Source organism: Geobacter psychrophilus, assembly GCF_056821595.1.
Window position 1 is genome coordinate 818,993 of record NZ_JBXDTU010000004.1, and the last position, 13,319, is coordinate 832,311.

The window sequence follows — 13,319 nt, forward strand, 5'->3', positions numbered from 1 at the left end:
CAGCACTAAGGAGTTACAATGAAACCGCTTTTTCTGAATCCCCCCACCTTTGAAGACTTCGACGGCGGCGCCGGCGCCCGTTACCAGGCATCACGCGAAGTCACCTCTTTCTGGTATCCGACCTGGCTCTGCTTTCCTGCCGCCATGATCGAAGGCAGCCGCGTGGTGGATGCCACGGTGCAGAAATTCGATCTTGAGAAATGCCTGGAAATTGCCAAGGACTTCGATATGGTGGTGATGTACACCTCCACCCCGACCCTGATGATCGATATCGAAACGGCCCGCCGGATAAAGGAGGTCAAACCGGCCATTGTAACCGTGCTGACCGGACCGCACGTTACAATCCTGCCGGAGGAATCACTGCGCGCCGGCAAAGGTGCCATCGACATCATCTGCCGCGGCGAATTCGACTATTCCACCAAGGAACTCTGCGAAGGTCGCGCCTGGGGTACGGTTGACGGCCTCACCTTCATGCAGGACAACAAGGTTGTCCACACCCCCGATCGCCCCATGATCGAGGACCTGGACGCCCTGCCCTTCGTGGCGCCGATCTACAAGCGCGACCTGCCGATCAGCGAATATATCATCCCCCATTTCAAGAACCCTTACGTCTCGATCTATTCCAGTCGCGGCTGCCCGTCAAAATGCATCTACTGCCTGTGGCCCCAGACCTTTTCCGGCCAGCGCATGCGTACCCGCAGTCCCCAGAATGTCTTTGAGGAGATCAAGTGGATCACCGAGAATATCCCCGAGATGCGCGAACTCTCCTTTGACGATGACACCTTCAGCGCCAACCGCCAGCATGCCCAGGAAATTGCCCGTTTGATCAAGCCGCTGGGCATCTCCTGGACGATCAACGCCCGGGCCAATACAGACTACGAGACCCTCAGGGTCATGCGCGAAGCGGGGCTGCGCCACGTAGTGGTCGGCTTTGAGAGCGGCAATGCCCAGATCCTCAAGAACATCAAGAAGGGTGTCACCAAGGAGCAGGCCCTCAAGTTTACCAAGGACTGCAAAAAGCTGGGACTTTCCATCCACGGCGCCTTTATCATGGGGCTGCCGGGTGAAACCAAGGAAACCATCCAGGAAACGATCCAGTTTGCCAAGGATATGGATCTCAACTCGATCCAGGCCTCGCTGGCCTCCCCCTACCCCGGCACCGAATTCTACACCATGTGCAAGGAGCAGGGCTGGATCAGCTCGGACAGTTTCCTGGATGAGGGCGGTCACCAGAAATGCGTGATCAACTACCCGCACCTCTCAAATGCCGAGATCTTCAATTCGGTAGAGGAATTCTACGACAAGTTCTACTTCCGCCCCAAGTATATCCTACGCAGCATCGGCCGAATGATCGTGGACAGCGCCGAGCGCAAGAAGCTGCTCAAGGAAGGCAAGCAGTATCTGGCCTATATGCGCAAACGCAAAGAATCCTGCTCCGACTGCAAATAAACAATGTCGATACAGACACGACAACTCATCATTACCTCTGACGACTTCGGCCTTTCCCGCGGCGTCAATATTGCGGTCGAACAGGCCTGGTGCGACGGCATCCTGACCTGCGCCTCGATTATGCCGGGGGGCACTGCTTTCAACGAAGCGGTCAAGATTGCCAAACGCAATCCAGGCCTGCAGGTCGGCCTGCACCTGACCCTGCTGCAGGGCCAGTCGGTTCTGCCGCATTCACAGATACCGGGCCTGGTGAACAAAGCCGGGGCGTTCAGCGATAACCCGGTTGCGACCGGCATGCGCTATTTTTTCGACAAGGGCCTTTATAAGCAGCTCAAACAGGAGATCGAGGCCCAGATCCAGCGGGTGGTCGACAGCGGCATTGCACTTTCCCATATCGACGGCCATCTCAACATCCACCTGCACCCGACGGTGCTTGCCTTCCTGACCGAACTGATGCCGCGTTACGGCATTACCAGCTTCCGCCTGTCGCGCGAACGATTGTGCCACAATCTGCGTTTCGACCGGCAGCGACAGATGGGAAAGACGGTTGAACGTATTATCTTCGGTGCATTGGCCAATCATGCCCGCCCCTATCTGAAAAGGCTCGGCATCCGTTACGCCGCTGAGGTCAAGGGTGTTCTCAATTCGGGCCGCATGACCGAAGAGTACCTGCTGCAGATTCTCGACGGTCTGAAGGAAGGGCTGACTGAAATCTATTTTCACCCCGGGGTCCTGCCGGATAGCGAAATTTCTCGACGCATGCCGGATTATAAACACCCGGAGGAACTGGCCGCCATCCTCAGTCCCAGGGTGCGTGAGAAACTCTCAGTATTGGGAATACGCGTACAAAATTACCGTGGAGACATAAAATGTTGAAGACTCTGGTTGTCATGCTGCTGGCGATTACATCCGGCGCAATTGGCGACATCTTTCTGACCCAGGGAATGAAAAGCTTCGGCGATCTCTCCGCCATGAACCTGCGGCAGATATTCGAGACCGTGCTGAAGGCCCTGACCAACTGGCGCCTGATTCTTGGGACCTCCATGCAGGCGGTTTATTTCGGCCTCTGGCTGGCTGTCCTCTCCTGGGAGGACCTATCGGTCGCGCTCCCCATGCAGGCTCTCAGCTATATCGTCGTTGCCTTCCTGGCGCAATGGTTTCTGGGTGAAAATGTCAGCCCCATGCGCTGGGCGGGTATCAGCCTGGTCTGCGTCGGTGTTGTATTGATAACAAAAAGTAGCGGCAGCTAATTCATTTCGGGAGGAATCATAGGATGGCTGACATAAAACGCATCACCTTTCTGGGGGGCGGCAATATGGCTGAAGCGATCATCAAGGGGCTGCTCCGCGAAAACTCCGGTGTGCCATTGATGATCGCGGAGATATCCGCGGAACGGCGCAGTTACCTGACCGCAGCCTACCCCGGCATTCGGATCGTGGAAAACAGCGCCGAGGCGGCGGCCTGGGGCGAAGTCATAATCCTGGCCATCAAGCCGCAGCAGTCCACCAGTGTCCTGACAACCCTTGAAAGGACCTTGGGCCCCGATAAACTGATCGTATCGATCATGGCCGGCATACGCACCGGGTCCATCGAAGAGGCCCTGGAAAACGGTACGCGGGTCGTTCGCGTCATGCCGAATACCCCGGCCCTGGTGGGCAAGGGGGCAACCGCCATTTGCCCGGGCCGGAAAGCCACTGCCCTTGATCTCGATCGGGTTGAAACCATCTTTGCCCAGACAGGTCTGGTGGTGCGGGTCGATGAAAAACAGATGGACGCCGTAACCGGTCTTTCCGGCAGTGGTCCGGCCTATGTCTTCACCTTCGTCGAAGCACTTTCCGATGCCGGCGTAAAAAACGGCCTGCCCCGGGAGATTGCAACCCGCCTGGCAGTCCAGACCGTTCTCGGTGCGGCGACCATGCTGGACGAAAACGGAGAGCACCCGGCCCTGCTGCGCGAGAAGGTCACCTCTCCCGGCGGAACCACCATTGCTGGCCTGCATGTCATGGAAAACGGCCGGTTCCGGGGGGTGATCATGGATGCCGTGGACGCAGCCACTCAGAAATCAAGGGAACTGGCGGGTAAATAACGCTTTCGTGTCAAGCTGGAACAAAAACAGGGCAACCGCTACGGCTGCCCTGTTTTCGTTTGCTCGATATGCATCACAACCATATTTCAGCTGCGTCCAATCACGTACACAACCAGGTGTTAACAGCTGGCTGTTTTAGTCTTGAACATTCTGCTATGATTTGCTCCATCAATCCGATGATACTTGCAGCCGATTTCATCGCCTTCAACAATCAGTTTCTCGATAAATTTTTCGAGGGTCAGTTCATCAGAAACGATGACCGTCACACTTTCTCCGGACATGGAATCTTTCAATATGGTTTTGGCGGAAGTGCCATCCGCCCCCATCTCTATTTTCAAAATGCTGCCAACCATCCTCACCTCCTCCGCTCTGACGGATTGAGCGAATACGCCTGTAGAAACGACCATCACCGCAGCCACCACCACGAGAGATATCATCTTTTTCATAACCTGCTCCTGACTGAAGCGTTATTTCGTTAGATCACCTTAAGCTATTTTGCCAGACATTGTTCAATGTGCAAGTCACAAAGATCAATAATCCTGCCAAATCGCAATTCGGGTCATCCGGCGAACGCTTCCGAGCAGAGCTGCTGCTGGTTTCAACTACATCATTCACCCAGTTTATTTCATACAGACAGCGGACAATGGATAAAATGATCAGCCTTTGGGATCATCAGGTGCTGCGGGTGGCGGGTTCAGTGAGTCATAGAGCCGGATCTGCTCGGACAGTGACAGTTTTTTTCTTCGACAGCAGCCCGTTTCGTTCAGGCAGAGCCGGCAACGATCATCTGAGCACCACTGGCAGAAGGTGCAGTCAGGACAGGGATGTTTTTTTGCTGCGCCATCGGCCATCAGTAGGCTACATTCCGCTTGACGGCGTTACCTTCCAGCAGCTGCACAAAGGCCCTGCCATTATCGGCATTCACCAGCAGATAGCGGGGCAGCTTCATAAGCGGGTCGCCGGATGTGGCATGGCGGCGGTCAATAGTAAACGTGGCCACATAGCCGGCTTCACCAGCCTTTCCAATAAGATAATCGTCATAAATCCCGAACGGCCAGGCCAGCATATCAACATTTCCGCCCAACTCTGTCTGCAAACGGGCCTTCGATTTGCGCAACTGCGTCATGACCAGCTGATCCAGGACCGGCGCGGATAATTTTTTTCGTTCTTTCTTGAAATTGGGGTGCCAGTAGGTATGCGACTGGATGTCAAACAGTCCGGTTTTTTTCAGCTCGCGCAGCTGATCCCACGTCATGGCATATTTCGCGTTGGATATGGCGGACGGGTAGGCAAAAATCGTAACCGGGTAGCCGTATTTGCGAATCACCGGCAGCATCTCGCTGTAAACGGACTTATGGGCATCATCCTCGACAATCACAACCGATTTCGGCTTGGGCGCAGGCGCCTTGCCACGGTAATGATCAACCAGTTGACGCAGAGGAATCACCGTGTAACCATTATCATGAAGATACTTCATGTGGGATGCGAACACCGTGGTGGTTATTGTCATGCCGTCGGCCACGGTCGGGCCGAAGCGATGATACAGGAGGATCGGAACTCGGAAGGACTCTGCGCAACTGGCTGAAATCACAAAGACATGAATAAATACTGCGACGAGGACAAAGCGGGAAACAAGTGAAAACATGTACCAATACCTTTCAAAATGTGTCTAATTAGAATTGCAATGCAACAACTATGTACATTAACCACGTACGATGTAGACGGAACAACCTGCGGCCGAAGCGACACGATGAGAGACACTGCCCCTGATCCTGCGCTGGATAAAGCCCTTCCCTGAACTTCCGATAACGATAACATCCACCTGCTCGCGCTTGGCAAACTCGAGCAGTTTGTCTGCAGGCTCACCATACTCGACAATCATCTCCAGAGGGACATTATTCTCAGAGGCGCATTTTTCAACAACATAAAATATACGCCGCCTGAGTTCATCCCATTTCTCCGTTTCCGTAACCGGAGCTGCCGGCACAAAATCCGTATACGTCGAGGTAGGGGCATTGGGCAACACCAGCATGGCATAGACACAGCTTTTAAATTGGCTGCGATTGCCATACGCCATCCTGACCGCTTCCTCAGCAGCCTTGTCCGACTGGGGTGACCCGTCGATCGCAACAAGTATTTTTTTCCTTAAATTAAGCACAGTTACCGCCTTTAAGCATGATCACCCACACACGTCAGCCCCCGTGACAATTGCACGTATGTGAAAATAGTAAAGCATTTTTTCATACTTGACAATTATAAAACAATATTCTAAGATTACACACATTTTGTGAATTTTTGAGCATATTTCGGCTTTTTTTTAATTACTCATATATTCAGATATGTTAGCAGTTCTTTTTTATTCATTACAATAAACTCACAGGGAACCATTATGGCAAAGAAAGAAAAATCGGACTATCTCATCCAGGCGGTGTCACATGCGCTTGACCTTCTGGAACAGTTTTATGGCGAAGTAGATGAACTTGGCGTCACCGAACTCAGCAAACGCCTGAAGCTTCACAAGAATAACGTGTTCAGGTTGCTGGCAACACTGGAGTCGCGCGGCTATATCGAGCAGAACAAGGTGACGGAAAACTATCGCCTTGGACTTAAGACCCTCGAACTGGGCCAGACCTTCATCCGTCAGATGGGGCTGCTGCGACAGTCTAAACCGGTGCTGGAAGCCCTCGTCAAGGAATGCAACGAAACTACCTACGTCGCCATACTCAAGGATTTCAACATCATCTACCTTGACGCGGTAGAAACCGATATGACGGTACGGGTGGTTCCACGTGTCGGTGCACGCCTGCCGGCCTACTGCACCGCTGCCGGCAAGATACAGATCGCCTACATGAGTGACGAGGAACTGGAAAACTACCTCCCCACCAAGGAGCTCAAGCGTTATACCAATAACACCATCACTGACCGCGATCTTCTCAAAAAACAGCTCAAGACGATTGCTGAGCAGGGTTATGCCATTGACAATGAAGAACTGGATATCGGCGTCAAATGCGTCAGCGCTCCGATTCGGGACTATACCCGCAGAATCATCGGCGCAGTCAGCATCTCCGGTCCCTCCATGCGTTTTCCCGATGAACGGGTGGAAAAAGACCTGATCCCCCTCGTAATCAAAGCATCCGAAGAGATCTCTGCGAAACTCGGATTCCAGAAATAGGCTATAATCATCCTGATTCAGAAGGAAGGGCGGCTTTGAGCCGCCCTTTTTCGTTTATGCTTGATGACCGGCTGGTCATTGGCTGCTATCTCCAGCCCGAGATATTCCACAAGGAGCGGAACATGCTGACCTATAAAGTGATCGAACTTGCAACCGTTACGGAGGAAACCATCGAAGAGACGCTCAACGAATGGACCACCAAAGGCTGGACCTTGAACGGCATTCAGTTCGCCATGCGCGAGTCCAGCCGACGTCCCGCGATGGCCTTTGTCCTCTTCACGCGGGAAGATGGAGGCTGCCTCCATGAGTGACGACACCACTCTCTACCTGGTTGACGGTTCTTCCTATATCTACCGGGCCTACTACGCTATCCGCCACCTCTCATCACCCAGCGGTCAGCCGACCAATGCCATCTACGGTTTTATCCAGATGCTGCTCAAGCTGTTGAAAGATCAGCAGCCCCGTCACGTGGCAGTAGTATTCGACGCAGGCCGGGTCACATTCCGCAACGACATCTATCCCGACTACAAGGCCAACCGTGCCGCCATGCCCGACGACCTGCGGGCCCAGGTGGGTCCGATCCGCGAAGTCGTGCGCGCCTTCAACATTCCGGCCCTGGAGCTGGCCGGATACGAGGCCGATGACATCATCGGTGCCCTGGCCGCCCGCCACACTGCTGCCGGTGGGCGGGTGGTGGTGGTAACCGGCGACAAGGACCTGATGCAGATCGTGAACGACCGGGTAACGCTGCTGGACACCATGAAGGGCAAGGCATCCGGGATAGCCGAGGTTATCGAGCGCTTTGGCGTGCCGCCAGTGCTGGTGCCCGACATCCTCGGGCTGGCCGGCGACAGTTCCGACAATATCCCGGGCGTACCGGGCATCGGTGAAAAAACGGCTGCCAAGCTGATCCAGGAGTTCGGCTCGCTGGACCAACTGCTGGAGCGTGCTGCAGAGGTCAAGGGAAAAAATGGTGAAAAGCTGCGTGAGTTCCGCGATCAGGCCCTGCTTTCCCGCCGACTTGCCACCATCGAACTCAATGTTCCTCTGGAAGTATCAGCAAATGATTTGCTCGCCAGCGACCCGGACACCCCGGTCCTGAACGCCTTTTTCAAGAAGTACGGCTTTAACACGCTGATCAAGGAACTGACCGCCAAGGCCACTCTGGCTACAGACAACTATCGTACCGTTTCGACCATGGAACAGCTGGAAACGCTGGCATCCGAGCTGGAGCGGGCCGGAGAATTCGCCTTCGACCTGGAGACCACCAGCCTTGACCCGCGACTGGCAACAATCGTCGGGCTGTCATTCTCGTTCCGGGAGCATGAGGCCTTTTATGTGCCGGTGGGGCATGTGACAACCGCCTGCACGACAGAAGCATCACGAGAGCAGGGACCGCTCTTTTCCTCGTTTGAATCTGTACCGGGTTGTAATGACAGCTGCCTGCAGCCCGACCAGCTTCCCTGCGGCAGAGTATTGGAGCGCCTGCGCCCATTGTTGGAAAATCCGGCCCTGCGCAAGGTCGGCCAGAACATCAAGTTTGACATGCAGGTGCTGGACTCGAGCGGCATCCGGCTGGCCGGCGTTTGGTTCGACACCATGCTGGCCTCCTACTGCATCAATCCCGCCCGTTCGGGTCATGGACTGGACACCCTGGCCCTGGACCTGCTCGGCCATAAGATGATCAGCTACAGCGAGGTGACCGGCAGCGGCAAGGAGCAGAAAAACTTTGCCCAGGTAGCGATAGAGGAAGCCGCCTGCTATGCCAGCGAAGATGCCGATGCCACCTGGCTGCTGCGGCAACGGTTCGAGCCGGTTCTGCAAGAGATGGGGGTGGATAGCCTCTTTCGCACCATCGAGATGCCCCTGGTTTCCATTCTGGCGGACATGGAGCAGCACGGCGTGCTGCTGGATGCCGGTCTGCTGGCCGGACTTTCGGCAGATTTCTCCGCACGGATGGCGGAGCTGGAAGGACGCATTTTTGACCTGGCGGGTGGCCCCTTCAACCTGAACTCTCCCAAGCAGATGGGTGAGGTGCTGTTCGAACGCATGGGCCTGCAGAGCGGCAAAAAGACCAAGGGGCGCACCTCCCTGTCAACGGACAACGAGGTGCTGACAACCCTGGCCGAGGAATATGAAATAGCACGGCTGATCCTGGATTACCGCGGGGTCTCCAAGCTCAAATCCACCTACAGCGACGCCCTGCCCCGCCTGGTCAATCCCCGCACCGGCCGGGTACACACCTCATACAACCAGACCGTCACCAACACCGGCCGGCTGTCATCATCCGACCCCAATCTGCAGAACATCCCTATCCGCAGCGACGAGGGGCGCCTGATCCGCCACGCCTTCATCGCGCCGCCCGGGCACGTCATCCTTTCGGCCGACTATTCCCAGATCGAACTGCGCGTACTGGCACACTTGTCAGGCGACCAGGTATTCTGTCATGCCTTTGCCCATGACGAGGACATCCATACCCGTACCGCCGCCGAGGTCTTCGGCCTGTTCCCCGAAATGGTCACACCCGAGATGCGCCGCCAGGCCAAGACCATCAACTTCGGCATCATCTACGGCCAGGGGGCCTTCAGCCTGGCCAAGCAGCTGGGGACCTCCCGCAAGACCGCCGAGGAGTTCATCAGCGCCTACAAGGAGCGCCACAGCGGCGCGGTCGTCTTCCTTGACAGCTGTATCAGCCGGGCCGAGGCGCAGGGGTATGTCACCACCATCCTCGGCCGGCGGCTGCCGATCCCGGACATCCACAGCAGCAACGGCAATGTTCTGGCCTTTGCCCGGCGCAACGCCATCAACTACCCGATCCAGGGTTCGGCGGCCGACATCATCAAGAGCGCCATGATCCGCGTCGACAAACGGATTCAGGAGGAAGGCTGCAGGAGCCGCCTGATCATGCAGGTCCACGATGAACTGGTCTTCGAAGTCCCGGAAGAGGAACTGGTGCGGATGGAGCTGCTGGTGGAAGAGGAGATGTCGCGGGCTGCGGAGATGCAGGTGCCGCTCAAGGTGGATATCAGCTACGGCGCCAACTGGAGCGAGGCGCACTGACATCATGCGCTCAGAAAAGCTACAGGCCTTTGTCCTCTCCGCCATCGATTACGGTGACAGCGACCGGATCGTATCGCTGTTCTCCCTGGAGCATGGCCGGATCAAGGCCTTTGCCCGGGGGGCGCGCAAGAGCCGCAAGCGCTTCGGGCCGGCGCTGGAACCTTTCGCCCGCATCCATGTCCAGGCGCACATCAAACAGGGCCTGTCCAGCCTGCAGCAGGCCGACATCATCAGCATCTACCCCGGCATCCGGGCCGATCTTGCGCGCATTGCCCATGCCCTGTATGCCTGCGAACTGGTGGATGCCATCACACCCGAAGGGCAGCCGCTGCCGCGACTCTACCGACTGCTGGCGGCCTATCTGGAGCGGCTGGAAACAGAAACAGCGGTACAGGCCGACCGCCGTTTTTTTGAAATCAATCTGCTGAACATCCTTGGATACCGTCCCTCGCTGGAAACCTGCAGCCGCTGCGATGCCCCCTTCGGGAATGCCGATGCCCTGCTGCAGGATGACGGCGAACTGACCTGCCGGTTTTGTGCTGCCGGCGGCAGACCCATGTCAGGGATCACCCTCAGAATGTTGCAGTCCTGTCTGGGAACCGGAACATTCGGTCTGATCACCTTTTCGATCGAGACCTTGAACCAGGCCGCGGCACTGTTGGATGACGCCGTATCCGCCCACACGGGCAGACGCCTGAAAAGCCTGGATTTTCTCAGGCAGATCGAATGTGAATAACGTGTACCCGTCACCACGTACTGATGGGACAATCCATTCTTTAGTAATATAGTGTTTTGAAATCGATTTTCATTAGTCTCCATTCCGCGAAACAGCGCGGATTTTATGCATGGCAAATGTACTGTAACAACTCAAAATAGTTCCTTTAACCTTGGTAATGAGATATTATTTTATTGTCGCGCACGTTGATCCGGTACATCCGGGAGGTGACCAGCACATGAGTAAGAAAAAGATTCTTGCCGTAGATGATGAGCCCAATATCCTTTTGTCCATAGAATTCATCCTGGATATGGAGGGGTATGAAGTGCACACGGCACATGACGGCGATGAGGCCCTGGAAGTGGCCGGGCGCATACGTCCGGACGTAATCCTGCTGGACATCAACATGCCGCGCAAAGACGGCTACGAGGTGTGCCGGATTCTGCGGGAACAGGCGGATATGTCCGGAACAAAAGTGATCATGCTTACGGCCAAGGGTCAGACCCTGGAGAGGAAGAAGGGGCTTGAGGTGGGAGCGGACGAATACGTGACCAAACCGTTTAGTGCCGAGGATCTGCTCCAGAAGATCCGGGCCTGTATCGAACCATGACAGCGGCTCCCGGAATAGTGCCGGTTCACAGAAAAAGAAGCCTGCGCCGCCGCATGGCGGCATCACTTCTGTGTCTGGCACTGGTACCTCTGTTCGCCGCAATGGTCGGCCTGTTCTTTGTCGTCAGCGACTATGTGGCCGAAATCCATCGGCTTCAGCCATCGTCGCAGGTGTACGAGCAATTCACCGCAACCAGCATCCAGATTGCCTTTTTTCTGGCCGTATTCGCCATCCTGATCGCCGTCATGGCGTGGCGGATGACCGACCAGTTCCTGCGTCCCATCCTGGAGATTCGGCGGGGCGCAGAAATCGTCTCCCGTATCAACCTGAACCATCGGATCAGGATAGAAACCGGCGACGAACTGCAGGAACTGGCCCTGGATTTCAACCACATGGCCGAAAACCTGGGCACGGCCTACCACGAACTTGAAGGGCGTGTACAGGAAGCGACCCTGGCGCTGCAGGAGGAACGCAACCGCCTGTCGACCGTGCTTCGCACCATGGCCGATGGTGTGGTAGTGGCCAGCGCGGACGGCGAGATCATCCTGATGAATCCCCAGGCGCGGATCATCCTGGAGATGGGCTATACATCCGGCATCGGAACCATGCTGGGGCGCATATTCCCCGGCGAGCGTCTCAGTTTTTACCTGAAAAGGGTCCGCCAGAGATGGGACCAGGGGCGTGGGGGCGTGGAAGAGGTGGTCTTCCCGCTCAGGGGGGGAAAACTCCTCAAGGGCTCGCTTTCGGTCACCCCCGGATCAGGAGAAGAACAACCGGGATTCCTGCTCGTGTTTCGCGACCTGAGCACCCCCAGTGAAGAGGTCAAACCTTTTGAGGAAACCCTGAAGGAAATGCCCCGGCTCCTGAGAGAGCCGCTGGGCAGTTCCCGTTCCCTGTCAGAGGCTCTCCTGCGTCATCGTGAGATGCCCGAGGAAAAGCAGCTGACGTTTCTTTCCGCATTGGCTGAGGAATTGAATCGTCTGAGTGACCGGGTACTGGCCATAGAAGAGGCCGCCAGTGCTGCTCATACCGCTCGCTGGCCAGCCATCCCTTCGAACCCCCGTGAGCTGGTGGAGGAAGCGCTGCTGCTGGTCCCCGGGATGCGCGTTGTGACCGAGGCCAACGACGAATGCATCCCGCTCGTACTGGTGGAACCGTTCTCCTGGGTGGCCTCGCTGCGTTGTATCCTCCAATGGATCATGCGGATGAACCCCGGACAGCCAATCGAAGCGTGCCTGCGGGTGGAGGACGGCACTGTCGTTACAACCTTTCGGGTTACGGGACCCTTTACGGGCAGCCCGGCCGAACTGGAATCACTTGAGGTATGCCCGGACGGCGAAGAGTCCCTCACCCTGGGAGAGGCGGTGCATCGCAACCGGGGAGAACTGTGGACCCGCTCTTGCGGCGACTCCCACGAGGTGCGGCTGGCCCAGCTGCTGACAAGCGCGGTAACGGCCGGGCGCGATGCGAATGGAACGATTGATGGTGAACCGGAATTTTACGACTTCGACCTGTTCCTGCCGCGGCCGGTTGTAGAACGGGCTGATCAGCTCCAGTCGAACCTGGCGGATCTCGACTATGTGGTGTTCGATACCGAGACCACCGGCATGCAGCTCTCCCAGGGGGATAAGGCCATCAGCATCAGTGGGATTCGCATTCGACGGGGACGAATCCAGAATGCAGACTATTTTCATTCACTGATCAACCCCGGACGGTCAATCCCTGTCGAATCCATACAATTTCATCACATCGAGGACCACATGGTGGCGGATGCCCCCACCATACACCAGGTCTACCCACAGTTTGTCGAATTCGTCGGAGACTCTGTTCTGGTCGCCCACAACGCTGCCTTCGACAAAAAATGCCTTGAACTGGCAGCTGCCGAGACAGGACTCCCCCTGATAAACAACCCGATCCTTGACACCCTGCTGCTTTCTTACGGCATTCACGAAGGCGCCAAAGGGCACAGCCTGGACGTTATCGCTGAACGGATGGGCATCATTATCGAGGGGCGGCACACATCCCTGGGAGACGCCCGCGCCACCGCCCATGCCTTCCTCGGTTTTCTTGCACTGCTGCCGGGGCGGGGAGTGAGAACCCTGGCCGAAGCCAAAGGTTTCTGCGACCGTCAATTGTTCCTGCGCTGGCAGTCATCCCGGTTTTAGTACGATTTGTCCGGTTTGTTTTTTTGCAGTTAGCTCCCCCTCCCGCAAGGGGAGGGGGAATT

At 56.2% G+C, this 13,319-nt stretch carries 13 protein-coding genes; 10 read left to right on the top strand and 3 right to left on the bottom strand.

Annotated features, from left to right (window positions below; all coding sequences use genetic code 11):
* Positions 1 to 18: 18 nt before the first annotated feature.
* Genes hpnJ through proC form a run of 4 tightly spaced genes read left to right on the top strand, consistent with a single transcriptional unit; the run spans position 19 to position 3,535 of the window.
* The gene (hpnJ, locus tag ACOCF6_RS06015) at positions 19 to 1,449 is read left to right on the top strand and encodes a hopanoid biosynthesis associated radical SAM protein HpnJ (RefSeq protein ID WP_482459487.1); all 1,431 of its coding nucleotides are present in this window, start codon (positions 19 to 21) and stop codon (positions 1,447 to 1,449) included.
* Between the two features lie 3 nt (positions 1,450 to 1,452).
* Positions 1,453 to 2,325 carry a hopanoid biosynthesis-associated protein HpnK gene (gene hpnK / locus ACOCF6_RS06020; protein ID WP_482459488.1) on the top strand — a complete coding sequence of 291 codons (873 nt, stop codon included), beginning with the start codon at positions 1,453 to 1,455 and terminating at the stop codon, positions 2,323 to 2,325.
* Positions 2,319 to 2,699, top strand: a complete 381-nt coding sequence (locus tag ACOCF6_RS06025) for an EamA family transporter (protein ID WP_482459489.1) — start codon at positions 2,319 to 2,321, stop codon at positions 2,697 to 2,699. Before hpnK ends, ACOCF6_RS06025 begins: the two co-directional genes overlap by 7 nt.
* Before the next feature lie 23 nt (positions 2,700 to 2,722).
* A complete protein-coding gene (proC, locus tag ACOCF6_RS06030) occupies positions 2,723 to 3,535 on the top strand; it encodes a pyrroline-5-carboxylate reductase (protein WP_482459490.1) in 813 nt (270 codons plus the stop codon).
* 119 nt (positions 3,536 to 3,654) lie between these two features.
* Here the strand turns inward: proC and ACOCF6_RS06035 are convergent, their stop codons facing one another.
* From ACOCF6_RS06035 to ACOCF6_RS06045, 3 genes are all read right to left on the bottom strand, one after another.
* Positions 3,655 to 3,981 carry a hypothetical protein gene (locus ACOCF6_RS06035; protein WP_482459491.1) on the bottom strand — a complete coding sequence of 109 codons (327 nt, stop codon included), beginning with the start codon at positions 3,979 to 3,981 and terminating at the stop codon, positions 3,655 to 3,657.
* A 404-nt stretch (positions 3,982 to 4,385) separates the two neighbouring features.
* The gene (locus ACOCF6_RS06040; RefSeq protein WP_482459492.1) at positions 4,386 to 5,180 is read right to left on the bottom strand and encodes a polysaccharide deacetylase family protein; all 795 of its coding nucleotides are present in this window, start codon (positions 5,178 to 5,180) and stop codon (positions 4,386 to 4,388) included.
* 57 nt (positions 5,181 to 5,237) lie between these two features.
* Positions 5,238 to 5,693: a universal stress protein gene (locus tag ACOCF6_RS06045; RefSeq protein WP_482459493.1), complete on the bottom strand. Its 456-nt coding sequence runs from the start codon at positions 5,691 to 5,693 to the stop codon at positions 5,238 to 5,240.
* Between the two features lie 231 nt (positions 5,694 to 5,924).
* Between ACOCF6_RS06045 and ACOCF6_RS06050 the strand changes: the two genes are divergently transcribed.
* From ACOCF6_RS06050 to ACOCF6_RS06075, 6 genes are all read left to right on the top strand, one after another.
* Complete coding sequence (locus ACOCF6_RS06050) at positions 5,925 to 6,707, top strand: IclR family transcriptional regulator (RefSeq protein ID WP_482459494.1); 783 nt, start codon at positions 5,925 to 5,927, stop codon at positions 6,705 to 6,707.
* Between the two features lie 122 nt (positions 6,708 to 6,829).
* Complete coding sequence (locus ACOCF6_RS06055) at positions 6,830 to 7,018, top strand: DUF4177 domain-containing protein (protein ID WP_482463274.1); 189 nt, start codon at positions 6,830 to 6,832, stop codon at positions 7,016 to 7,018.
* Complete coding sequence (gene polA, locus ACOCF6_RS06060) at positions 7,011 to 9,767, top strand: DNA polymerase I (RefSeq protein WP_482459495.1); 2,757 nt, start codon at positions 7,011 to 7,013, stop codon at positions 9,765 to 9,767. The genes ACOCF6_RS06055 and polA overlap by 8 nt, the downstream gene beginning before the upstream one ends.
* A gap of 4 nt (positions 9,768 to 9,771) precedes the next feature.
* A complete protein-coding gene (recO, locus tag ACOCF6_RS06065) occupies positions 9,772 to 10,503 on the top strand; it encodes a DNA repair protein RecO (protein ID WP_482459496.1) in 732 nt (243 codons plus the stop codon).
* A gap of 217 nt (positions 10,504 to 10,720) precedes the next feature.
* On the top strand, positions 10,721 to 11,092 hold the full coding sequence (locus tag ACOCF6_RS06070) for a response regulator transcription factor (RefSeq protein WP_482459497.1): 372 nt from the start codon (positions 10,721 to 10,723) through the stop codon (positions 11,090 to 11,092).
* A 53-nt stretch (positions 11,093 to 11,145) separates the two neighbouring features.
* Positions 11,146 to 13,257, top strand: coding sequence for a 3'-5' exonuclease (locus ACOCF6_RS06075; protein WP_482459498.1), 2,112 nt, complete (start codon positions 11,146 to 11,148; stop codon positions 13,255 to 13,257).
* The last annotated feature ends 62 nt before the right edge of the window (positions 13,258 to 13,319 follow it).

Coding starts and splice junctions, on each gene's coding strand:
- hpnJ (WP_482459487.1), top strand. CDS start 19: ATGAAACCGCTTTTTCTGAATCCCCCCACCTTTGAAGACTTCGACGGC.
- hpnK (WP_482459488.1), top strand. CDS start 1,453: ATGTCGATACAGACACGACAACTCATCATTACCTCTGACGACTTCGGC.
- ACOCF6_RS06025 (WP_482459489.1), top strand. CDS start 2,319: ATGTTGAAGACTCTGGTTGTCATGCTGCTGGCGATTACATCCGGCGCA.
- proC (WP_482459490.1), top strand. CDS start 2,723: ATGGCTGACATAAAACGCATCACCTTTCTGGGGGGCGGCAATATGGCT.
- ACOCF6_RS06035 (WP_482459491.1), bottom strand. CDS start 3,981: ATGAAAAAGATGATATCTCTCGTGGTGGTGGCTGCGGTGATGGTCGTT.
- ACOCF6_RS06040 (WP_482459492.1), bottom strand. CDS start 5,180: ATGTTTTCACTTGTTTCCCGCTTTGTCCTCGTCGCAGTATTTATTCAT.
- ACOCF6_RS06050 (WP_482459494.1), top strand. CDS start 5,925: ATGGCAAAGAAAGAAAAATCGGACTATCTCATCCAGGCGGTGTCACAT.
- ACOCF6_RS06055 (WP_482463274.1), top strand. CDS start 6,830: ATGCTGACCTATAAAGTGATCGAACTTGCAACCGTTACGGAGGAAACC.
- polA (WP_482459495.1), top strand. CDS start 7,011: ATGAGTGACGACACCACTCTCTACCTGGTTGACGGTTCTTCCTATATC.
- recO (WP_482459496.1), top strand. CDS start 9,772: ATGCGCTCAGAAAAGCTACAGGCCTTTGTCCTCTCCGCCATCGATTAC.
- ACOCF6_RS06070 (WP_482459497.1), top strand. CDS start 10,721: ATGAGTAAGAAAAAGATTCTTGCCGTAGATGATGAGCCCAATATCCTT.
- ACOCF6_RS06075 (WP_482459498.1), top strand. CDS start 11,146: ATGGCGGCATCACTTCTGTGTCTGGCACTGGTACCTCTGTTCGCCGCA.